General features: G+C 51.8%; 23 protein-coding genes. 9 read left to right on the forward strand and 14 right to left on the reverse strand.

Annotated elements, in window-relative coordinates:
• The first annotated feature begins 181 nt into the window (after nt 1-181).
• A complete protein-coding gene (locus V7676_RS09300; protein WP_335659409.1) occupies nt 182-934 on the forward strand; it encodes a siderophore-interacting protein in 753 nt (250 codons plus the stop codon).
• 3 nt (nt 935-937) lie between these two features.
• Here the strand turns inward: V7676_RS09300 and V7676_RS09305 are convergent, their stop codons facing one another.
• Nucleotides 938-2,179 carry a threonine ammonia-lyase gene (locus V7676_RS09305; RefSeq protein ID WP_335659410.1) on the reverse strand — a complete coding sequence of 414 codons (1,242 nt, stop codon included), beginning with the start codon at nt 2,177-2,179 and terminating at the stop codon, nt 938-940.
• Nucleotides 2,180-2,239: 60 nt separating this feature from the next.
• Here V7676_RS09305 and V7676_RS09310 point away from each other — a divergent pair, with 60 nt between their 5' ends.
• The 4 genes from V7676_RS09310 (at nt 2,240) to V7676_RS09325 (ending at nt 6,217) form a co-directional block, all read left to right on the forward strand.
• On the forward strand, nt 2,240-3,115 hold the full coding sequence (locus V7676_RS09310) for an NAD(P)-dependent oxidoreductase (protein ID WP_335659411.1): 876 nt from the start codon (nt 2,240-2,242) through the stop codon (nt 3,113-3,115).
• 27 nt (nt 3,116-3,142) lie between these two features.
• Nucleotides 3,143-4,816 carry an amidohydrolase gene (locus tag V7676_RS09315; protein ID WP_335659412.1) on the forward strand — a complete coding sequence of 558 codons (1,674 nt, stop codon included), beginning with the start codon at nt 3,143-3,145 and terminating at the stop codon, nt 4,814-4,816.
• Between the two features lie 205 nt (nt 4,817-5,021).
• A complete protein-coding gene (locus tag V7676_RS09320) occupies nt 5,022-5,261 on the forward strand; it encodes a hypothetical protein (protein ID WP_335659413.1) in 240 nt (79 codons plus the stop codon).
• Nucleotides 5,262-5,458: 197 nt separating this feature from the next.
• Entirely contained in the window at nt 5,459-6,217 is a 759-nt protein-coding gene (locus tag V7676_RS09325) for an arginyltransferase (RefSeq protein ID WP_335659414.1), read from the forward strand.
• Nucleotides 6,218-6,327: 110 nt separating this feature from the next.
• Here V7676_RS09325 and V7676_RS09330 read toward each other — a convergent pair whose 3' ends face one another.
• From V7676_RS09330 to arfB, 5 genes are all read right to left on the reverse strand, one after another.
• A complete protein-coding gene (locus V7676_RS09330) occupies nt 6,328-7,719 on the reverse strand; it encodes an RcnB family protein (protein WP_335659415.1) in 1,392 nt (463 codons plus the stop codon).
• 161 nt (nt 7,720-7,880) lie between these two features.
• Nucleotides 7,881-8,366 (reverse strand): GAF domain-containing protein, encoded by a 486-nt coding sequence (locus V7676_RS09335; RefSeq protein WP_335659416.1) that lies wholly within the window; start codon nt 8,364-8,366, stop codon nt 7,881-7,883.
• A gap of 145 nt (nt 8,367-8,511) precedes the next feature.
• A complete protein-coding gene (locus V7676_RS09340; protein WP_335659417.1) occupies nt 8,512-8,853 on the reverse strand; it encodes a UrcA family protein in 342 nt (113 codons plus the stop codon).
• A 262-nt stretch (nt 8,854-9,115) separates the two neighbouring features.
• The gene (locus tag V7676_RS09345; RefSeq protein WP_335659418.1) at nt 9,116-11,248 is read right to left on the reverse strand and encodes a tetratricopeptide repeat protein; all 2,133 of its coding nucleotides are present in this window, start codon (nt 11,246-11,248) and stop codon (nt 9,116-9,118) included.
• A 246-nt stretch (nt 11,249-11,494) separates the two neighbouring features.
• On the reverse strand, nt 11,495-11,896 hold the full coding sequence (gene arfB, locus V7676_RS09350; RefSeq protein ID WP_335659419.1) for an alternative ribosome rescue aminoacyl-tRNA hydrolase ArfB: 402 nt from the start codon (nt 11,894-11,896) through the stop codon (nt 11,495-11,497).
• A gap of 362 nt (nt 11,897-12,258) precedes the next feature.
• Here arfB and ctrA point away from each other — a divergent pair, with 362 nt between their 5' ends.
• Nucleotides 12,259-12,966 carry a response regulator transcription factor CtrA gene (gene ctrA, locus V7676_RS09355; RefSeq protein WP_335659420.1) on the forward strand — a complete coding sequence of 236 codons (708 nt, stop codon included), beginning with the start codon at nt 12,259-12,261 and terminating at the stop codon, nt 12,964-12,966.
• A gap of 84 nt (nt 12,967-13,050) precedes the next feature.
• Here the strand turns inward: ctrA and V7676_RS09360 are convergent, their stop codons facing one another.
• The 5 genes from V7676_RS09360 to V7676_RS09380 all read right to left on the reverse strand — a co-directional run bounded on the left by V7676_RS09360 (nt 13,051) and on the right by V7676_RS09380 (nt 17,049).
• Complete coding sequence (locus V7676_RS09360) at nt 13,051-13,770, reverse strand: metallophosphoesterase family protein (protein ID WP_335659421.1); 720 nt, start codon at nt 13,768-13,770, stop codon at nt 13,051-13,053.
• 164 nt (nt 13,771-13,934) lie between these two features.
• The gene (locus V7676_RS09365; RefSeq protein ID WP_335659422.1) at nt 13,935-15,116 is read right to left on the reverse strand and encodes a saccharopine dehydrogenase family protein; all 1,182 of its coding nucleotides are present in this window, start codon (nt 15,114-15,116) and stop codon (nt 13,935-13,937) included.
• Between the two features lie 113 nt (nt 15,117-15,229).
• A complete protein-coding gene (gene dcd, locus V7676_RS09370) occupies nt 15,230-15,784 on the reverse strand; it encodes a dCTP deaminase (protein ID WP_335659423.1) in 555 nt (184 codons plus the stop codon).
• A 42-nt stretch (nt 15,785-15,826) separates the two neighbouring features.
• Entirely contained in the window at nt 15,827-16,519 is a 693-nt protein-coding gene (locus V7676_RS09375; protein ID WP_335659424.1) for a GH25 family lysozyme, read from the reverse strand.
• Between the two features lie 47 nt (nt 16,520-16,566).
• Nucleotides 16,567-17,049 carry a UPF0262 family protein gene (locus V7676_RS09380; protein WP_335659425.1) on the reverse strand — a complete coding sequence of 161 codons (483 nt, stop codon included), beginning with the start codon at nt 17,047-17,049 and terminating at the stop codon, nt 16,567-16,569.
• 154 nt (nt 17,050-17,203) lie between these two features.
• Between V7676_RS09380 and V7676_RS09385 the strand changes: the two genes are divergently transcribed.
• The 3 genes from V7676_RS09385 to V7676_RS09395 all read left to right on the forward strand — a co-directional run bounded on the left by V7676_RS09385 (nt 17,204) and on the right by V7676_RS09395 (nt 19,636).
• Nucleotides 17,204-18,703, forward strand: coding sequence for a replicative DNA helicase (locus tag V7676_RS09385; RefSeq protein ID WP_335659426.1), 1,500 nt, complete (start codon nt 17,204-17,206; stop codon nt 18,701-18,703).
• Between the two features lie 133 nt (nt 18,704-18,836).
• Nucleotides 18,837-19,175 (forward strand): hypothetical protein, encoded by a 339-nt coding sequence (locus V7676_RS09390; protein ID WP_335659427.1) that lies wholly within the window; start codon nt 18,837-18,839, stop codon nt 19,173-19,175.
• Between the two features lie 203 nt (nt 19,176-19,378).
• Complete coding sequence (locus tag V7676_RS09395) at nt 19,379-19,636, forward strand: YdeI/OmpD-associated family protein (RefSeq protein WP_335659557.1); 258 nt, start codon at nt 19,379-19,381, stop codon at nt 19,634-19,636.
• Nucleotides 19,637-19,903: 267 nt separating this feature from the next.
• Here the strand turns inward: V7676_RS09395 and V7676_RS09400 are convergent, their stop codons facing one another.
• From V7676_RS09400 to V7676_RS09410, 3 genes are read right to left on the reverse strand one after another with little or no spacing between them, the layout of a single operon-like run.
• Nucleotides 19,904-20,692: a phosphoadenylyl-sulfate reductase gene (locus V7676_RS09400; RefSeq protein WP_335659428.1), complete on the reverse strand. Its 789-nt coding sequence runs from the start codon at nt 20,690-20,692 to the stop codon at nt 19,904-19,906.
• Nucleotides 20,685-21,110, reverse strand: a complete 426-nt coding sequence (locus V7676_RS09405) for a DUF934 domain-containing protein (RefSeq protein ID WP_335659429.1) — start codon at nt 21,108-21,110, stop codon at nt 20,685-20,687. Before V7676_RS09405 ends, V7676_RS09400 begins: the two co-directional genes overlap by 8 nt.
• The gene (locus V7676_RS09410) at nt 21,103-22,734 is read right to left on the reverse strand and encodes a nitrite/sulfite reductase (RefSeq protein WP_335659430.1); all 1,632 of its coding nucleotides are present in this window, start codon (nt 22,732-22,734) and stop codon (nt 21,103-21,105) included. Before V7676_RS09410 ends, V7676_RS09405 begins: the two co-directional genes overlap by 8 nt.
• Between the last annotated feature and the right edge of the window lies 1 nt (nt 22,735).

Here is a 22,735-nt window from a genome sequence, read left to right on the forward strand (position 1 = left end):
CATGGGGGCGATTAGCTACTTAAAGGCTAGATCGATTAGTGTAATCGATAAATCGCTAGATATAATTCGGCCCCGCTCCATTGGAAATTCGCGGCGCGAATATCATATGATATCGAGAATTAATATCCGAACGGATTGCTAGCATATCGATATTTTCTTCCCCTGATAATGGAACCTCTCTATGGCCCGCCCAGAACCCCGTACTCTGTCAGTAATGGACAGTTTTCGCGTAACCCCCAATTTGCACCGTCTCCGGCTGGGCGGTGAAGGTCTCGCTGGCTTTCCGGAGGGCCAGAGTGGCGGCTATGTTAAGTTGATGCTGCCCGATGCCGATGGCGGGAAGCCATGTGTGCGGACCTATACCATAAGGCATCAATCAGAGGCGGGCCTTGATGTCGACTTTGCCTTGCATGGTTCGGACGATGAATCCGGCCCCGCAACCCGTTGGGCGATTAATGCGCAGGTCGGTGACACCGTTACGCTAGGCGGGCCGGGCGCGGCGAAGCCGTTGCCGGGTGGCTCCGGCCCATTTTTGCTGGTTGGCGATATGACGGCTTTGCCAGCTATTTCAGTGAACCTAGAGGCTTTGCCTGATGATGCCACAGGGCATGCCATCATCCTTATCCGCGATGCCGCAGATAAACAGGATATTGCCAAGCCTGAAGGCGTGGCGATTAACTGGCTGGTGGATGCCGACCTCGGTGCTAATCCAGCATTGCTGTCCGACGCCGTTCGCACCGTGCCGGCGGTGGAGGCATTGGCTTATGCGTGGGTCGCCTGTGAGTTTGAGGGAATGAAACTGCTACGCCAATATCTGCGGGTGGAACAAGGGTTCGGGCAAGAGCGGCTTTATATTTCCAGCTATTGGAAGCGCGGCCTTATCGAAGATGATCATAAGCAGGTTAAGCGCGCAGATGCAGAGGCAGTAGCCTAACCGCTAGTCCGCTAATTCCACCTGCCGTACGTCATAACCTTCTTTATTGAGATCGACGATCAATCCGTCCAATTGCGCTTTGTCTTTCGCCTCGCATTCAATGTCGGTGATCAGGCCTTTCGCGGGCAGGTTGGTGAATACGCGCTGGTGATAGACTTCGATGATATTCACTTCATGTTCGGCAAATTGCTTCACCACATTATAGAGCGCGCCGGGTTGATCGCGCAAATGCAGACGTAGGCGAGCGAGGCGGCCGGAGCGGGCCAGATCGCGTAACAACACGTTGGCCAGTAGCCGCGTATCGATATTGCCGCCGCACAGGACGAGGCCGACTTTTTCACCGGCAAATTTTTCCTTGTTGCCGAGCAGGGCGGCGAGACCGGCTGCGCCAGCACCTTCGACGACGGTTTTTTCAATCTGTAGCAACAGGCTGACCGCGCCTTCCAGCTGTGCTTCGCCGACCAATAAAATCTCGTCGACATATTTTTTGATGATGGCGGCGGTAAATTCCGATGGGTTACGCACAGCGATGCCCTCGGCCAGCGTGTCGCCGCCAGCCGTGACTTCCTTGCCAGTGAGCTTGCCATACATGCTGGGATAGAGCGCGGCTTGCACGCCGGTCATTTTAATATTGGGATTGATCGCATAGGCCGCCGTTGCCATGCCGGAAAAGAGTCCACCGCCGCCGATCGGAATGATCAATCGGTCGAGGTCGGGCACGGCTTCGAGCATTTCGATTGCCACCGTGCCTTGACCAGCGGCTACATGTGGATCATCGAATGCGTGGATATAGGTGAGGCCGCGCTGCTCCGCGATTTCCAGAGCATGTAAATAGGCTTCGTCATAGCTGCTACCAAACATCACGATTTCTGCGCCATGACCGCGCGTTTGCTCCACCTTTACCATGGGAGTCGTGGTCGGCATGACAATCGTCGCGGGGATGTTCAGGTTTTTTGCATTATAGGCCAAGCCTTGGGCATGATTGCCTGCCGAGGCCGCAATCACGCCAGCGGCACGCTTGTCCTTGTCCATCAAGAGCAAGGCGTTAAGCGCCCCGCGTTCTTTATAAGCGGCGGTAAACTGCAGATTTTCAAATTTCAGATAGACTTCCGCGCCCGCCATTTCGGACAGTGTAATGCTTTTGAGCGTGGGCGTCTGCACGATCCGGTCGCGGATACGCGCATGGGCCGCCTGAACATCGGCAAAGTCGAAGGAAGGGTGCGAGCTGGTTTCTTTATCTGACATAGTGTCACGGCCCCTAACGCATCTGGTCATTCAGGGAAACAATGATTATGCATGTAACCTATGGCAAAAATTACATTTATCGGAATCGGCGTGATGGGTGGCCCCATCGCTGCGCATCTGGTCCGGGCGGGACATGATCTCACCGTCTATAACCGCACTCGCTCCAAAGCGGAAAAATGGGCGGCGGAACATGGGGGCGCTTTCGCGGCGAGCCCTATGGAGGCTGCCAAGGATGCCGAGATTGTTATTACCTGTGTTGGCAATGATGATGACCTGAGTTCTGTGACCATGGGGCGTGACGGCGCTTTTGCGGCGATGCAGAGCGGTAGCCTGTTCATAGATCATACGACGGTGTCTGCGCAGATAGCCCGCCAGTTGTCGGTCGAGGCACAGGGGCGCGGTATCCATGTTGTCGATGCGCCGATGTCTGGAGGGCAGGCAGGCGCCGAAAATGGCAAGCTGTCGATCATGTGCGGCGGTAGCAAGGAAGCTTTTGCTGCTGCAGAGCTTATCATGTCCGTTTACGCCGCCCGTATCGTCCATGTCGGCGGACCCGGAGCGGGCCAAACCACCAAAATGTGTAATCAAATTGCGATTGCCGGTGTGCTGGAAGGTGTGTCGGAAGCCTTGCGCTTTGCACAGGCGAGCAAATTGGATCTTGATAAAGTCTATGAAGCGATTTCCGCCGGTGCGGCACAAAGCTGGCAAATGGACAATCGCTGGACGACCATGGCTGAGGATGAATTTGACTTTGGCTTTGCAGTAGACTGGATGCGTAAGGATCTTGGTCTGGCATTGGAAGAAGCACGCACCAATGGATCAACCCTGCCCGTCGCCGCTTTGGTCGATCAATTTTATGCGGAAGTCCAAGCCGCTGGCGGCGGTCGCCACGATACCAGTTCATTAGTGTCTCGATTGCCTAAGGGTAGGGCATAGCTGGATACCGGCTTTTTTTAGGGAATCATGATGCGTATTTTGTCAAAGTTGCAAGCGGGCACGGCTTTATGTGCCGCTGTCTTGCTGGCCGGGGTGCCTGTACAGGCCGATAGTTTGATCGAAAATGTCAACGGCATGACGTTAGACAATGACGGGAAGGTCATCCGTTTTGCCGCCATGGTCATCGATGATGACGGACGTGTGAAAGAATTGCTGGGCCGTAAGGACAAGCGACCCAAAGAGTTGGATTTCCAGTTTGACGGCAAGGGCAAAACCCTGATCCCCGGTTTTGTCGATGCGCATGGTCATGTCATGGGGCTGGGATTTGCGGCCTTGACGCTCGATCTTTCGGGGACAAAATCCTTGGCCGAGGCGCAGCAGGCGATCCGTGAATATGCCGAAAAATTTCCTAACCGTCCGTGGATAATCGGGCGCGGGTGGAATCAGGAAGTTTGGGGGCTGGGGCGTTTTCCTTCGGCTGCCGACCTTGATGCAATCATCCCTGACCGGCCGGTTTATCTGACGCGCGTGGATGGACATGCCGCATGGGTCAATAGCGCCGGAATGAAGGAGGCGGTCATAACAACGGCCACCAAAGCCCCCGTTGGCGGCGCGATTGAAAAGACTGGCGGCAAGCCGAGCGGGATATTTATCGATAAGGCACAGGATCTTTTTGCCAAAGTCATTCCTGCGCCGCGGCCTGTTGAAAATGATCTGGCGTTGATGAAGGCGCAGGAAATATTATTGTCCCATGGCGTGACCGCCATTGCCGACATGGGCACAACGATGGAGGATTGGCAAAGCTTTCGCAGGGCAGGTGATAAGGGCCAGCTTTCCATCCGGATCATTTCCTATGCCGCAGAAATTGAAAATATGATCGCTATCGGTGGGCCGGGGCCCTCGCCGTGGCTATATGACGATCGGTTAAAGCTCGCGGGCGTGAAGCTCTATCTGGACGGTGCTTTGGGGTCTCGGGGTGCTTTGTTGAAGGCGCCTTATGCCGACAAGCCGGGTGAGAGCGGCTTGGCGCTGCTGACATCGGCCCAGTTGAAAAATAAGATGAGCCGCGCGGCTATGGATGGTTTTCAAACGGCTGTGCATGCCATTGGGGATCAAGCTAATGAAGAAGTGATCTCCGCTATAGAAGAATTACAGTATACATTTAAGGGCGACCGCCGTTGGCGGATTGAACATGCTCAGATTATTGACCCTCTTGATTTGCCGAGGATGGCCCAAACGGGGGCTATTGCATCGATGCAGCCGGTGCATCAAACATCGGATCGTTTGATGGCCGAGGCACGGCTGGGGGCTAAACGGCTGGCGGGTGCCTATGCATGGAATTCCATTTTGCAATCGGGGGCGAGATTGGCATTTGGTACCGATGCCCCCGTCGAATCATCCAATCCATTTCCCGGATTGGTCGTGGCGATTACCCGCGAAGATGCGAATGGACAGCCTTTTGGTGGGTGGATCCCCGAAGAGCGTATCACCCGTGAGCAGGCTTGGCAGGCCTATACTGTCGGTGCGGCCTATGCCTCTTTTGCAGAAGATAAGATTGGCAGCCTGACAAAAGGGAAGCGCGCAGACTTTCTGATTATTGATAAGGATATATTACTGGCGACGCCGCAAGATGTCAGAAATATGACCGTTGAGCAAACATGGATCGGCGGCCGTCCAGTATATGTAAGTAAAGTGAAATAATTAAACGGGCAGCCTGGGTTTTACACGGCTTACCTAATTAAGTTGGTTAAAACCTTGCCTTAATAAAAGACGGAACGTAAGAAAGGCATCAATAACGGATGCAGTCAAAAAGAATCGCGCGGCGTTATTGTCCTATCAGGAGGAACTAGAGTCGGCGTTCGGCTCGTCCTTCTGGTAAACTAGAATATTCTGATTGGAGTATATTATGAAGTTCAATAAGTTGGCGGCATCCGTCGCTGCACTATCCCTCATCACCGTACCTGCAATGGCACAGTCTGTTCAAAGCACGGCTCCAGTAGCCAAGCGCATTGGCGCTTCTACTGATGCTAAAGCTGAGAAACTTGCTGGTGGTAGCTCTGGCATCATTATTGGTGTTTTGGCTGCAGCTGCGGTTATCGCTGGTATCATTGTCATCGCTGATGATGATGATCCAACAAGCCCCTGAGGCCTGACAATAAGAATATAGAGGAACGGGGCGCTTTTTGCCCCGTTTTTTTTGTCTTGTTTCTTTGGTTTGGATGATGGGGCATTGCCGGTATTTGGCAACTGGTCTTAAATCGTGGTAAAGAGCCTTTCCATGAGCAGCAGTCCAAGGCATATTGGGTCATCGATTCTTAAATTTGTAACGTTAGGCCATCTTCTGTGACTGCACCCGTTCGCTTTCCGCGGTTTTTTGTGACAAACCCTAGTCCGTGCCCTTATCTGCCGGGGAAAAGCGAACGCAAAGTTTTCACAGAATTGAGTGGGCCGCATACGGACGAACTGAACGATGCATTGGGCCGTATCGGTTTCCGCCGTAGTCAGAATGTCGCTTACCGGCCCAGTTGTATTGATTGTAAAGCCTGTGTCTCTGTTCGTGTCGTGGTGGACGGATTTCGGCCAAATGCGACGCAGCGCAAATTGTTGCGGCGCAATGACGATCTGGTTGTCGAAGCTTGTCAGCCCTGGGCAACGGAAGAGCAATTTTCCTTGTTACAAAATTATCTCTCCAAACGGCATCCCGATGGCGGCATGACGGAAATGGACGAGATGGACTATTCTGACATGATTGAGCAATCACCCGTCAAAAGCTTCGTTATCGAATATCGCGAACCGACTGTTGATGGTGTCAAAGGCCGTCTGGTTGGTGCCTGCCTCACCGACCAACAAGGGGATGGCCTGTCGATGATCTACAGTTTCTTCGACGCTGATCATCCGGATCGGGCCGGACTGGGCAATTATATCATCATGGATCACATCTTGCGCGCGCGAAAAGCTCGTCTGCCCTATGTCTATCTTGGCTATTGGGTCAATGGATCAAGCCGGATGGAATATAAGGTCCGTTTCCAGCCGCTTGAGCAATTGGGGGCAGACGGATGGCACCGATTTGAGGCTAAAGCGGATTTGAAAAAGACCGTCTGACAATCAGTTAATGCTACCAGCCTTTCAATAAAATCTTACCAGCCAACCAGTCATAGAAAAACCCGCCGATCATTGGGGACCAGCGGGCTTTTTTCATCTTCAACTTAATATTATTCGCAGTAGAGGCAGCATTCCTGCTGGCAGCCTTTAACTGGTGCCGGTGTTTGTTGCTTGGGTTTCGCTTTCCAAACTGTCTTTGGAGCTGGTTTCCAGCGTTTTTTCGCTGCGCTGGCCTTGGTATAGATGACTTCCTCTTCGATATAGGTCGTCGTGGTGGTTGTCGTTACCGGTGCCGATTGAATGACTACGGTCGTCACAGCAGGTTGATAATAAGCGGGATAATAATATCCACCCTGCCATCCGGTTGGATAGGCCTGTGGTGCGCGATATTGAGGGGCGTGATGCTGTGTATATTGGGGCCCAGAATATTGCGGTTGGGCATGATATTCCTGACCATATTTTTTGATCAGCTGGCGGCACTTGTCCGTTCCATGATCAATCGCTGCGCCAGCAACTGCTCCGACACCGGCACCAATGAGTGAGCCACCAAGCCGGTTGCCGCTTCCCGCAATGCGGTTACCTGCCAATGCGCCGATAGCACCGCCGACTACTGCGCCGCCAATGCCGCTGCTTTTCTTGCAGCGTTCGAGATAGGCGAGTTCGTCCTCGCGGCTGTCATAGCGTTGTTCCGCATGGCGGGGTGCTTCGTCACGGGGGGCTTTATAATCATTGACCGGCCCTGTGCTGCTCCAATGTGGGCCTTCAGCGTAGCTGGCACCGGCTTGGACAGCGGAGCCGTCACCGATGAAAGTGCCGGAATATTGGCCTTCGTAGACTTGGCCTTCGGCATCGCGATAGGTTCCCTGCCAATCGCCTTGATAGCTGCCATCATCCTGATAGGCGCCGTCCCAATCGCCCTGATAGGTCGTTGACCCACCATGTGCGCCAGAGGGTGTTGCGATGACCCGGTCATCACCCATCAACACGCTCTTGTCATAGGTTGCCTGACCCGCACTATATCCGTCATTATAACCTTGGTTATAGCGATCCCAGTCGAGATTATTGACGCTGTCGTAAACAATCCCGCTGCGGTCCGTCAAAACAGCGTCATCATAATAGCGGGACCAGCCATAGCCATAGGATGGCTGTCTCAGACCGTAATTGCCATAGTTGGCGATGTAGAAGCTGGGTTGAATGAAGGTGCTGGGCAAACGAAAACCACGATGCGGGCGCAAATAGCCGCGCGTATAACCCATGCGTCCCATGCGGACCTTTGCACCATCATGAAATCCATGACCGCCACCCGTTTTATGGGCAGCCATGCCATTCGTCATTTTCTTTGCGCCCTGCGCGCCAGAGGCAAGCGCAGCCGCAGATGTATATGACATATTCATGGGAGCTTGCGCTGCGGAGCCACCGTTAACCGAGTCGATGGCGGCGGATGCTCCTGCGGGCATCATAGCCATAGCGCCAGCCAAGCTAGCAAATAAAAGGGTCTTCATGGTTAACAGCTCCTAAGTTTGGACCGTGCCATTTGCAGGGCCCACCGAGTAATGGTTAACATATAGTTACCATTTTGGGGGCGGTTTGACCATTAGCAGCTTGTAAAATAGCGTAGATTTGGTGAACTGTCTCGAAATGGGGCGATATGGTTACATTGTTGTTAACCTAAGCTGTTAGCAATTGCCGCAATCAGCGCGGTTATTCCCGCTTCGTCTTCTGCCGAAAACCGGTCGGGCAGGGGGCTGTCAAGATCGAGGACCGCTATGACCTTCCCGTTTTTGCTAACCGGCACAACCAGTTCGCTGCGACTATCCGCATCACAGGCGATGTGACCCGGAAAATCATGGACATCCGCCACGCGCTGCACTGCATTGGTGGCGGCGGCTGTTCCGCAAACGCCTTTGCCCATTGCAATTCGGATACAGGCACTTTTGCCCTGAAACGGGCCCAATACCAATTCATCATCGATTACTCGGTAAAATCCGGCCCAGTTTAGATCGGGTATATATTGCCAGATGAGCGCAGATATATTGGCCATATTGGCAATGCCATCCGGTTCTCCATCCGTCAGCGCGCGCGCCGCCGATCTGAGGTCGTTATATAATATGTCCGGGGACTGACCGGAAGGAATGGAAAAATCATGCATCGACTGGAATGCTATCAGCTTATAGAGGAAACGTTCAAGCCATAATTTATCACTGCGCTGATAGTGCAGGAAAACTCTTTAAATGGAACATAGAGAGGTTGCGCTTTTCGTGCTCCTTTTGAACATCAGAAACCTCTGAAAATAATCACTTCGTTGCTACTCGAACGGTTTCCCGCTGCGCGAGGGTGCGTTGTTTATATGTAGCAATTACCGTGGCAGCGCGTTGCTTTGCGACCAGAGATGCTTCCTTCATGCAGCGAGCTCTGTCCATTTTTTCCCGCAAGGTGGATTCATATGTGTTGTCGCATGCTGATTTCACTGCACGTGCCAATCGCATGTTCAGCGTTTCCTGACCCGCAGCGCTCGACAAATTCAAGTCGTTTGTCATCACATTAACTGATTTGTCCTCTGCATGGGCGGGCACCGCAATGGCAATTACTGCTGCTGTCAGAACTGGAGTGATTTTTGAGTATAGGGTTGCCATCATAAATCTCCTTCTCTTCTCATTGCCGAAAAAAAATTATCCGGCTTAAAATTAGCGAAATGGAGAAGCTTTGGGGGCTCCTCCATTCCATTTTTGAAAAGACAGTCAAATATCTTAGAAGGGCCCGAAAGAATAAGGGTCTATCGCGCCCTACAGAGATAGGGTTTTGCTTGCATTTTCAGCGAGATCAATGCCTCGGACAAGGGTCGTCGGTCAATCGCGCTACCGTTATTAAAGCGTCAAACTTGCGTCAAAATGCCGCAAGCTAGGCCGAAATAATGTTCGGAGACCAATTGTCAGGGCGCGGCAGCAAATCGGGCCAGCCATATTTCTCCCATATCGTGGTCAGCCCTATATGTTCGGCAAAATCAAGAAAATCTGGATGGAGCCGAACCTGGCGGGTGGGTTCATAATCATCCCAAAGCGACATTAAGCCAAAAAAATTGCCAAGTGTTATTTGTTTGCCGAGCGTCTTGAAGACCATTTGGGCATTTCCCATCCAGATCGCAGGGAATACGACGGTTGAGTCATAGGGATCGTGTAGAGTAGCGTGGAGCATTTCAAGTAGCTGACCGTAATTTTTCCGTGCTTCTTCATCCCCGCCCCAAAGCGCTGTTCCCGCCATCAACCAATAGGCATCCATAGCTTGCGGCGACATCGGGGTGGTCCCGGCGGGCGGGAAGATGATTGTGTTCATCAATTCTTTGGTCAGTTGGTATGTCTCAACCGCCAGAGCATTGTTGCCGGTGGCCGCTATCGCCCGTGCCAGCCACATAGAGGGGAAACCAAGATCAACCGTTCGTCGGCCAGCGGCTAAGGAATCATCTATATTACCCAAATTGAGATGCACTGTTGTTAGCATACTATATGCACGCCCGTTGACCGGGTCCTGATCAATTGACGCTTCTATATAGGGGAGAGCTTGCTTGCACCGCCCACAATAAAGCAGGAATGACCCAAGCCGGTTTACAACATCCGGGTTATTAGGTTCCAGCCTGTAAGCCTCAAACGCCAGATCGACCGCGCCTATAATGTTATTTTTTGTCCATTCATAAAAGGCAAGCACAATACGAGCATGTCCTTGTGTAGGGGATAGCTCCAATGATTTTCGTGCGTAGATCGCCGCTTTTTCACATCGCTCCGACCTGTCTAGGCAAGGCGTATAAACTCCTATATTAATCTGTGCCTCGGCCAATGCCGTCCAACATTCCGCAAATTCCGGATCAAGTTCTAATGCTTTTTCAAGGAGGTGAACGGCCTTATCCAAAACACCATTGCCAATCGCACGAATAGTAAGCGCACGTCCTTGTAGATAGAGGCTGTAAGCCTCCCTATTGTCGGTGAGGCTGCGGATTCGAACTGACGGGTCAGTCAGGTTAAGGGCCTTGGCAATGCCTTCATTGACAGCCCTACCTACCGCTTTGCGGGTGGTAAAAATATGATCAAAGCTGCCATCATAGCCATAGCTCCACATTTCAAAGCCGGTTTTAGTATCAATCAGGCTAACATTAATGCGAACAAGCTCATCCTGCCTTTGGACCGAGCCTGCTACGATATGCGTGACGTTTAACGCGGCCGCAATCTCTGGTAGGCTTTGGTCCGAGTTTTTAAAATAAAAAGAGGAAGCCCGCCCCGCAACCAAAACCTCCGGCAACTGGCCCAATGTCGTGATCAGTTCATCGGAAATCCCGTCTGCAAAAAAACCGCCGTCATCCGGTTCCGCAAGGGATCGGAATGGCAGCACTGCAATCCGTGTCTTACCTTGACTATGTTTTGCGATTTCGGGTGAAGGTGAATCTGGATTGCGAACCTGCCAAGCATCCAGCAAACGGGTATAGGCCGGGCTAACGCCTTGTTGTTCAAACATGGACAGGGCGTGTTTAACGGCTACCTTGAGGCGTCCTTCGACTTGCTGACGGGAGTTGCTTAACCAGCTTCGGAATTCGTCCCCGAAATCCATTTGGTCCAGAATGGGTCTCGCACCGATCGCGAGTAGAAATTCGCTAGCTTTATCACATTGTCCTTGCGCCAACATATCTTCTAGTTCGGAAAGGTCGGTCAGGATGTGGGATTTTTTAATCCTTATCGCATTGCGCGAAATATTAAGGGTTTCAGCGTGATGCGGTCCAAGTGCCTTGTTCAAGTCAAACAGGCATTGCCGCAGACTTGCCCGCGCTTGCGCTCCGAACCGACCCGGCCAGAGCAGCTTGCTAACATATTCACGATCAAGGCGTTCATCTGGAGCGAGACATAACATCGCGAGCAACGCCCGTGCCCGGCGGTTGGATATCTCGATTGCCTTGCCGTCGGGTGCCAGTAATTGAAAGCCGCCAAAAAGAGAAGCGCGCATGGTTGAAATCACCGGCCCAGAGGCATTTAATTCTTCCATATATTTCATGAGAGCAATAATCCTCCAACGCGGACGCCATTTGTAACATTTTGTAAGGGAGTGCAAGCAAAGCCAGATGTCATTTTTGAAATTGGGTTTTTAGCAACTAGCAGGAATAGTAATGGCAGGGGTTTTTGCTATTATTGGAAGGTCAGTATAATTATAGAATGGCTTCTCAAGGCTTATTTTTTATAGAATTAGCAGAACTTAATTTATCTATTCATTATAATATTAGACTTTACTTCATGGATATATCTAATCCAACGCCGGTTTGCCGCGCATTTTCTTGACGCCGGATTTTTTCTTCTTGCTATCAACTCGTCTGGCCTTAGCGGCGCGGCTTGGCTTGGTCTTTATTCGATAAGCGTCGCGGTGATGCGCGGTAACGAGCATTTCTTGGACTCGTTTGCGCGCTTCTGCCCGATTGGCTTCTCGGGTGCGATGTTCCCGCACAGTGATAATCAGTTCCCCGCCGCTGGTCATTTTGCGGCCGGCAATATCCCGGAGCTTGCGAAAAGCAAACGGGGGCAGGCGCAGCGCGTAAATATTAACGCGCATTTGGACTGCTGTCTCGACTTTGTTAACATTCTGTCCGCCCGGACCAGACGCGGCGAGAAATGTTTCGCTTATCGCGCTTTCGGGAATATCGAACGACATGATGCTTCTCTAGTCGATAAGAAAGGTGGGGCATAGGGGCTGTCGGATCGTCGAAATTCGCATATAATATTGATTGAAAACGGATCGCGAACAGTAAAAATCAGACCTGAAAGCATCCATTTCTTCTATTTGGAGGAATTTCTTCGAGAAAAAGCTAATTTTTTTTTGGGACCGGCGAAGAGTCCTAAAACGACTCATTTCTGCGGCTTACAGACTCATGAGACCCTAGACGACTCGTGCTGAATCCTGCATTAATTAAAAATTAACCTTTTACGTTCATCTGTCTTATGGTTAATAAATGATCCAGGGGCTTCGGGAGTGTACCCGTTGCTGGTGCGTAAAATAAGAAAAGGGGCTGCCCAATGCGTGTGCTGCTGATTGAAGATGAGCCAACGACCGCAAAAGCAATTGAGCTTATGCTGACGACTGAAGGCTTTAACGTCTACACAACGGATTTGGGCGAAGAGGGCCTCGATCTGGGCAAGCTCTATGACTATGATATCATATGTCTCGATCTGAACTTGCCGGATATGCATGGCTATGATGTGCTGAAAAAATTGCGCGTCGCCAAGGTGCAAACTCCCGTTCTCATTCTTTCGGGTATCAGCGAAATGGATAGCAAAGTGCGATCCTTTGGTTTCGGTGCCGATGATTATGTAACCAAGCCTTTCCATCGTGAAGAGCTGGTCGCCCGTATTCATGCTGTGGTGCGCCGCTCTAAAGGCCATTCACAATCCGTGATCCGGACGGGCAAGCTAGCGGTGAACCTTGATGCCAAGACTGTTGAAGTCGATGGTAATCGTGTGCATCTGACCGGCAAGGAATATGCGATGCTTGAGCTGCTTTCGCTACGCAAGGGCACGACGCTTACCAAGGAAATGTTCCTCAACCATCTTTATGGCGGCATGGACGAACCTGAACTCAAAATTATCGATGTGTTTATTTGCAAGTTGCGTAAAAAGCTGGCTTTGGCTTGCGGCGGTGAAAATTATATCGAAACCGTATGGGGCCGCGGCTATGTGCTGCGCGATATGGAAGATGAAATGGGGCCTGAAGTTCAGGTTGCTTAAGTTTCGGTCGTATAAGACTAATAACTCACTACCCAAAAATTCGGCGGGACCTTTAGGGTTCCGCCATTTTTTATTGTGTCATAATTATTCAGCTGGAGCAGTGTCCAGATACCAGCGTTGATTGCCTTCGAGCGCCAAGGCGGTCAGCTTTTCGGTATAATAAGCACCAGTATCAATCCCGATCCGGTTACTCTGTTCAACGACGTCTTCATTAATGGTGTGGCCGTAAATAATGACTTTCTCATGCGCTTCCTTGACCGAGAGAAACTCTTCCCTGATCCAGCGTAGGTCCTTTGGTTTTTGCTCCTCCAGCGATATGCCGGGCCGTATTCCGGCATGCACAAAGGCATAGTCACCGATGATAATCTGGTCCTCAAAGGCTTTCACAAAATCAATATGATGGGCAGGGATTAATTCCGGCAAGCGTTCAGCCAGCGCCGCATTGTCGAGTTCCATATATTCCCGCATGCTAATCTCATAGCTCAGAATGGTTTCCTTGCCGCCAATACGATTGAAAAAACGGGTCGCCTTCTCGCTACCGGTCGCGGCGGACAGATAGACTTCTTCGTGATTGCCCATCAGGAAACGGACATCGCCCAGTTCTTTTTTAAGCTGCATGGCGGTTTCAAGGACGCCCGCGCTATCGGGGCCGCGATCGACAAGGTCACCAAGGAAGACAATCTCGCTTTGAATATCGCCGCGCTGCGCATCATCATCGATGATTTTTTCGATCAGCTGTTGTAGCAAATCGTTGCGGCCGTGAATATCCCCGATTGCATAGACACGCCGTCCCTCTGGAATCATAGCGGTGTCCAGCGGGCTTGCGGCGGATTTTCTGTTAAATAGGCGCTTCAACATAGTGCCGGTGAATTTCGTTCCATTTTCGATAAGTTCAAGAGGCAGCCGCTAAATCAGCGACTGCCTCTTTGTCTATATAATGTTTCAATATGAATGGGGAATTTAGTGTTTCAGTTTTCTACTGTGAAGCTCAGTCCCGCATTGTCTTCCAGACGTTTGACTAGCTTTTTGGCCATTAACGCGCCCGGTGTCCATATGCCGCCGCCATGTTTGTTGCCATCCAGTGCAATACATAGCGCAGCTTCGGCGATCATTTTGGACGTTGAGCCATAGCCTGGATCCTTGTCGCCTTTGACACAGAGGCTTGCGGTGTCGCCATCCGCCGTTTCGCCTAGGAATAGAATATCATAATATCCGCTTTCCCGTTCTTCCTTGGTTGGGCCTTCACCGGGCTTGGGGCTATCTTCGCCGCCCAATGGATTTGCTTTTGCAATCATTTCTGCCGCTTTTTTGCCCATTTCGCCGGGGCTGGTGACAACCATTTCGTCATATTTGAATTCCTGCCCATAAGGAAAATCGAGCAGATAATTGGTGCGATGCACATTCTTGGTATTAATCGCTGCCATGATGAAAGGCGCGACCCAGCTGTCCAGCGTCTTGTCCTTTTTAGGGAGCAACATATTGGGTTGGTCCGGTCCTTCAAAACCGGGCGTCAGGCCAAAGCTGCTCGCCAGAATTTTCACAAGACCGGGATTTTTTGCAATGGCCTTCATGGTTTCTTTTAGGCTGGCTGCCGTTCCACCCGAAAATGTACCTTCCATTGCGCGAACACGCCCTTTAACACGGGTCGCAGGCTTGCCAAAGCGCTTGGACATTTCCTTTTGCAACATGACCACACCGAGATCGAACGGGATGGAGTCAAAGCCGCAGGAGAAACAGATTTGCGCCCCTGATTTTTCGGCTGCCTCTTGATGCTCGTCAATTTTTGCGCGCATCCAGCCCGGCTCGCCGCATAAATCAACATAATGGGTGCCGTTTTTCACGCAGGCGGCAACCAGTTCGTCACCATAAAGCTGATAAGGTCCAACAGTGGTTAGGATCACTTTCGCGCGGCTTGCCATCATGTCGATGGAGGCGGCATCATCGGAATCGGCCACGACCAGCGGTGTTTCTTTTGGCGCAGCGATCAGGGCGCGAACTTCTTCGAGCTTTTCGATCGATCGTCCGGCCATGGCCCATTTAGGAGCATCGCCACCGATACCATATTGTTTTGCCATATATTCGGCGACCAGACGGCCGGTATAGCCGGTTGATCCATATATAATGACATCAAATTCACGTGCATCGACCATGGGATCTCTATCCTACTATGTTTTTGTTGTTCGTTCTCGTGAGCATGTCTTAGAATTTAGGCGTAAAGTGATGCTGAAACAAGCAAAGCGCGCGTAGGAAATTTAAGCAGTGTCTAAAGTTTCGGCAGTGTCACGCCTCTTTGCCCCATATATTTACCGGACCGCTCGGCATAGCTTGTCTCGCACGGCTCATTGCCTTTCAGGAACAGAAACTGGCACGCGCCTTCATTGGCATATATTTTCGCGGGCAGGGGCGTGGTGTTGGAAAATTCCAATGTGACATGGCCTTCCCAGCCCGGCTCCAGCGGCGTGACATTCACAATGATCCCGCAACGCGCATAGGTGGATTTGCCGAGGCAGATAACAAGTACATCGCGCGGGATACGAAAATATTCGACCGTGCGTGCAAGCGCAAAGCTGTTGGGCGGAATGATGCAGCAATCGGTCTTACGGTCGACCAGACTGCTCGAATCGAAATTTTTCGGATCAACAACCGCGCTGTTCACATTGGTGAAAATCTTGAACTCATCCGCCACCCGGGCATCATAGCCATAGGAGGACAGACCATAGCTGATGCAACCATCGCGCTTTTGTCCTTCCACGAAGGGTTCTATCATATTGCTATGCTTGGCTTCCTGGCGAATCCATCTGTCGGAAAGTATGCTCATATCTCTCTTTCTTTGGTGGTTGGTCCGTTCATGCCAGCAAGATTAAGGTCGCACAACATTCCAGTTAACCGGACCTTCAATGCCGCTGATCCGCCGCATGTCTGATGCGCGCCACATCACCCACGGTTTGGTCGCATAATCGGGCGGGAAGAAATTGCCCTCCAGCCAGAATGTCCGGTTAATTCCGCTGCTTATTCCATATTCTTCTTCAAATGTTTTGGAAATGACAATGATGGCGGGCTTGCCGCTATGCCCTTCAATCTGGTTGAGGAACATGTTTAGCTCGCTGAGTACCAATGCGCGTCCCGGCCGATCTTTGCAGTCATTGTCAAAAGCAAGGCGAACCGCAGGCGGCAGCATATTTTCTTCGCGTGGAACCGTGGTGACAAAGACTGTCGCCTGATCGCTGGCGAGCCGGCACAAGTCATATTCGTGCACAGCGCCATAGCGGATACCGGCGTCGCGTGCCCCTTTGAGATTGTCCGCAAATTTGGGGTCGCGTTCTTTCGCTCCGTTGGTGGCGCGAATATAAGCAAAATCGACACCGGTAGCACCGGCGATATGCCAAGTGATTTCACCGTTGCTGGCATCCACCGAAATACCCTGAACAGGATATTGGTCACGCGGCGGGGCCCAGCTGATCGCTATATTGCGCAGCACGAAAGCAATGATAATCAACGCGATGACGATCAAGCCGACCCGCAGCAATGTATTTTTTCTGTTCCGGTTGGACAAATTACTTCCCTGATGCACTGCTCACTGCTCGAATGGCAGAGAATCGACTAGTTCTTGATATGCAATACACAGATCAGAGTGAAGAGGCGACGGGCGGTTTTAAAATCGACTTCGATTTTACCTTCAAGCCTTTCGGTCAATAGTTCTGCACCATGATCATGGACGCCGCGACGCGCCATATCGATGGTTTCGATTTCCTGTGCCGAGGCTTTGCGAATGGCCTGATAATAGCTATCGCAAATGGCGAAATAGTCACGGATCGGTCGGCGAAACCGGCCCAGGGCCAAGATTAAAACTTCCAGGGGTTCTTCATTTTCGCGGGCAATGGAAATAACCAGTCGGCCTTCCTGAACGCTGAGATGGAGATTATACGGCCCCGCATATCCATCTTCATGTACACGCAGCGGCTTGAAGTGATTTTCCTCGATCAGATCGAAAATCGCAATGCGCCGCTCTTGCTCAATATCGGCATTGCGCCACAATATTGTCGCTTCGTCGAGTTCAACATTTATGATGCGTGGATCAGACATGGACGCTCGTTTGCCGCAGCACCGGTGAGAGAACAAGTTTTTTTGCAGTGCGGCACCAAACAAACGCATTTATCCACAAGTCTGTCCCCACCTGATTTAACTATTTATTGGGAACAGACTTGCCCAGAATCACTAGAACGTGGATGACAAGGACATGGCCGAATTAGTTCGTTTTGATCCCGTAGAAGTTGAAACCCAGCGCATGCCCCGCAATGTCGAGGCAGAGGCGACGTTTTTGGGCGCGCTCTTAATTGATAACCGCGTGGCCGAGGATGTGCAGATCAAGCTGCGGCCAGAACATTTTTACGAACCGCTGCATGGCCGGATTTATGAGCAAACCTTGAAGCTGCTTGATCGCAATATGGTTGTCACGCCCGTTACGCTAAAACCTTATTTTGAGGCGGACGAAGCGATGAAGGTCTTGGGCGGCCCTTCCTATCTCGCCAAATTAACCGGCGACGGCGCGGGCTTAATTGGCGCGCGAGATTTTGCTGACCAGATTTATGATCTGGCGCTGCTACGGGAATTGGTCAGCGTGGGGCGCAGTTTGGTCGATAGCGCGCTCGACACCAGCGAAACGGTCGATCCCAAAATCCAGATTGAAGAGGCAGAATCCGCTCTCTACCGCGTGTCCGAAGGCGAAGCGCAGGAAGGCGGCGTAAAGTCTTTCCTCGCCGCATCCACCGAAGCGCTCAACAATGTCGAACGCGCTTTTAATAGCGGCGGCAAAGTATCGGGCATCACCACGGGCCTCACTGATATCAACGCCAAAATGGGTGGCCTCCACCGGTCGGATTTGTTGATTTTGGCGGGACGTCCCGGCATGGGCAAGACTTCGCTTGCGACCAATATCGCGTTTAATGCAGCGAACCGCTATCGCCGCGACATGCTGGACGGTATTGCGCCGGAAGATACGCTCGGAGCAAAAACTGCCTTTTTCAGCCTCGAAATGTCCGCTGATCAGCTCGCGACAAGGGTCTTGTCCGAACAAGCGGAAATTAGTTCGGAAAAGCTGCGGATGGGTGCGATTAGCCGTGATGAGATGCACCGGCTTGCGCTGGCGTCGCGCGAGTTACAGGATTTGCCGCTGTTTATCGATGACACACCCGCACTTACTATTGCGGCTTTGCGGACCCGTGCACGTCGGCTGCAGCGGCGTAGCGGTATCGGTCTGATCGTGGTCGATTATCTTCAACTGCTCCAAGGCTCCGGCCGCGCGAATGACAACCGTGTAAACGAAATATCGGAAATTAGTCGGGGACTGAAAACTCTTGCCAAAGAGCTGAACTGTCCGGTGATCGCACTATCCCAGCTGAGCCGCCAAGTGGAAAGCCGCGAAGATAAAAGACCGCAGCTTTCGGATTTGCGTGAATCCGGTTCAATCGAGCAAGATGCCGATATCGTGATGTTCATTTTTCGTGACGAATATTACCACCTCGCCACAAAGCCCGATGACCCCGATGGAAATTCCACCGAGGAACAAAAGGCCAAATATGCAGCTTGGGCCACCGAGCATGAAAGCAAAGTCGGCAAAGCGACCGTCATTGTCGCGAAAAACCGTCAGGGTAGCACAGGCAATATCCAGCTAAGCTTCCTGAGTGAGTTTACCAAATTTGGTGATCTGGCCTATGGCGATGGGCCTGAGGAGTATTGATCCTTTGGGCCGTTAGGGGTGCAGGATCGGACGAGCGGATGTAGGATCCGACGGGTAACTACCCCGATGTGGTAATGTCGGTTGCATCAGGCTAGGTGACCTCCGCAAGATCAAGCAAATCAGGTACAGAAATATGGCACGCAAACATTCGAAACATGGTCGCTACGACGACTTGGACCGCGAGGAGGAGACTCCGGCGGAGGTCGTTCATTGCTGGCTCTGTAGCCGGCCTACCGGCAAGACTATTGTTTGGCATCATCCTGTGCCGAAAAGCCGGGGTGGGCGTGATGTCGTGCCGATGCATCCCATTTGCCAACAGACCCTGATCACCAATTTCACCAATTCCGAACTGGAGCGCCACGCAATGGATGTCGAGGCTCTTTTGGCGAACCCTAACATGCGTAAATTTGTTGATTGGGTAGTAAAAAAAGACCCTGATTTCAACGCGACCACGGCCAAAAAGCAGCGCTGATGAGTTTGTGCCTAACCGGCATCGGATTAGAAACCATTCCTGTTAGCCCAGTACCATTGAACAGTGACGAGTCTGTTGCGGGCGATTTCCTGTGCTGGTATCCTCGAAAGACAAGAGATTATAAAATGCGCAATTGAAGCGAGCGTAATGCTATTATGACAGAGACATTTTCTCATGGGACCGTCCACAAAGCCCAGAGCGATATGCAACAGGCCGTGCAACAAGATTCTGAGGCTTTCGCTCATTGGCAAGGTCTAACGCCGCTCGGTCGCAATGAGTTTATTTGTTGGGTCGATGATGCCAAACAATCGAAAACACGCCAGCGCCGTATTAAGCGGACCTGTGAGGAGTTATTGGAAGGGAAAAGGCGGCCCTGTTGTTGGTCTGGCTGCATACACCGCACTGACAAGGCACCAAGCAGGTGGCAACAGGCAGTTCTGATTGATAAGAAGGCAAAATAGGGACCAACGCGCGCAATACGACGAATGCCCCAATTCCATTTTCTACCCGATTGTCGTCATCCAGCGGGCCTGGCGATCCTTTTTCCTTTGGTCCGCCCTGTCAGATGAAATTTCCGGCAGCGGTCACAGAGATAAGGTCTGAGCGGAAAATCGGCGCGCTCGGCGGACCGGAGAGCGTCTTGTTCCGTCGGGTAGCGTTTTTTCTTGATGCAAATGCTGAGCCGTGTGCGCATCTAGATTTCTCTGGCTGCGACACGGGCCGATAGGCTAAAAAATCGGATCGGTTGCACCATTATCGTCACTATCAGCACCGGGCAAAGGTGAGACTTCGTCATGGATGCCGCATTCGGTCTTGTCCCAACCGCGCCAGCGACCGGCACGAGGGTCTTCGCCGGGTTTTACTTTGGAGGTGCAGGGCGCACAGCCGACCGAGAGATAGCCTTGTGCTTCCAGCGGATGGCGGGGCAGGTCATGCTCTGTAAAATAGGCTTCCAGATCGTCTTTGACCCAGTCACCCAAAGGATTAATCTTCAACCGGCCATCTTCCACTTCGAAACGGGGCAGATTTTGACGGGTGACGGATTGAAAGGCTTTGCGGCCGGAAATCCAACTGTTCAAACCGGATTTGGCGCGGACCAAAGGCTCGACCTTGCGGATTTCGCAGCAACCATCGGGATCGAAAGACCAGCGCAGGCCATTTTCATCTTTCGCGGCAAGAACAGCCGCGTCTGGCTCAACCGTATTGGCATTATTTATGCCCAGCTTCTTGATCAACGTGTCGCGATATTCCAGAGTTTCGGGGAACATTTTGAGGGTATCGACAAAGGTCACAGGAATATTGTGGTCTGCTTCTGCAACAAGATGCAAGAGCACTGCGCTTTCGGTGCCGAAGGAGGAAACAACGGCTATTTCGCCGAGATTGCCTTCTTCGAACAGGGCTTTCAACATGGCTGATGCGTGGACGCCCTCAAAGCGTGCATTTAACGCATCGGCATCCGCCTGCGTAAAATCGGGACGCGCATCAATAATGTCGATTTTGCGTGCTGGTTCAGCCATGACGCAATTTCCATATGGGTGCGCGGTTATCCGTGGTGCCCTGATAGACGTCGTCATAGAGACTCAGCGATTTTTCCATTACTTTCGGATCAATCGGTGCATCCGGCGCAAAGGAATCAAAGCCGCAGCGGCGCATATAGGCGATTTGGTCGACCAGAACGTCACCGCTCGCCCGCAATTCACCGACATAGCCGGATTCACGCAATATTTGCGCTGCAGAATAACCGCGACCGTCGCCAAATGCTGGAAAATCAACCTCGATCAACGCCAGTCGGTCGAGCATCGGTAGCAGCCGACGCGCATCTTCGCCTGCTTCTATACGGACGGCTGTCGCATTGGATTGATCTAGAAACGCGTCAAGCGACACGGCTGGTTCTTCATGCACATCATCTTCACGAAAACGAATTGCCTCAACCATAAATAGCCTCCTTGAACCGTTCCATGCCGACACGGCGATAGGTGTCGATGAAACGCTCATCATCCTTCCGTTCTTCGAGATAGACGTTGGTCACTGTTTCAATTGCATCAATCACGCCGTCTTCACTAAAGCCGGGGCCAGTGATTTTAGCGAGGCTGGTATCCTCCGCAGCAGAACCGCCGAGCAGCAATTGATAATTTTCCGTGCCCTTACGGTCGACGCCCAATATGCCGATATGACCAGCATGATGGTGCCCGCAAGCATTGATGCAGCCGGAAATTTTAAGCTTCAACTCGCCCAATTCGCGCTGACGACCAAGGTCGGCAAAGCGTTCGCTGATTTTTTGTGCAAGCGGGATAGAGCGCGCATTGGCGAGGCTGCAATAATCCAGTCCGGGGCAGGCGATGCTGTCCGTGATTAGATCTAGATTGGCTGGCGCCAGACCGGCTTCATCCAGTTTTTGCCACAGCGCATAAAGATCGCTCTTTTTAACATGCGGCAAAACGATATTCTGACTGTGCGTGACCCGCAATTCATCAAAACTATATTGCTCCGCCAGATCGGCCATCAGATCAATTTGTGCGGATGACGCATCGCCGGGAATGCCGCCGCGCGGTTTCAGGCTGATCGTTGCTATGGTATAGCCGTTTTTTTTGTGAGCGACGGTATTCTGTTCAACCCAGAGTTTGAAATCCGGATCAGACAGGTCAAGATTATCGCTAGCACCAGCTTCAAAAGCCGGATCGACAAAAAATTCAGTTATGCGCGCCAGTTCTTCCACCGGAGGATCAATTCCCAGCGTCTTCATATGGGCAAATTCTTCTTCAACCTGACGGGTATATTCTTCCTTGCCCAGCTCATGGACGAGGATTTTTATCCGTGCCTTATATTTATTGTCGCGCCGTCCGTAGCGGTTATAGACCCGCAAACAGGCTTCGGTATAGCTGATCAATTCGTTCGCAGGTACAAAGTCCCGGATTTCCGGCGCGATCATCGGAGTCCGGCCCATGCCGCCGCCGACGAAGAATTTCGCGCCCAATTCGCCATCTTTATGGACCAGCTGGATACCAATATCATGCAAACGCATGGCCGCACGGTCTTCATCGCTGGCAATCACCGCGAATTTAAACTTGCGCGGCAGATACGAAAATTCGGGGTGGAAGCTCGACCATTGCCGCAAAATTTCGGCCCATGGACGTGGATCGGCAATTTCGTCGGCTGCTGCACCGGCATATTGGTCGGAAGAAATGTTGCGGATGCAATTGCCGCTGGTCTGGATGGCGTGCATCTCGACAGAGGCAAGATCAGCGAGAATGTCCGGCGCATCTTCCAATTTGATCCAGTTATACTGGATATTCTGACGGGTCGTGAAATGGCCGTAATCACGGTCATATTTGCGGGCGATGTGGCCCAACATCTTCATCTGTTTACCGCTCAACGTGCCATAGGGAACCGCAACGCGCAGCATATAGGCGTGCAATTGCAGATATAATCCATTCATCAGCCGAAGCGGTTTAAATTGGTCTTCGGTCAGTTCACCGGCGATGCGGCGTTCCACCTGATCGCGAAATTCGGCGACCCGTGTGTCGACCATTTGTTGGTCATATTTGTCATATTGATACATG

Origin of the sequence: Parasphingorhabdus sp., from assembly GCF_036963805.1 — a bacterium.
Taxonomy (GTDB): domain Bacteria; phylum Pseudomonadota; class Alphaproteobacteria; order Sphingomonadales; family Sphingomonadaceae; genus Parasphingorhabdus.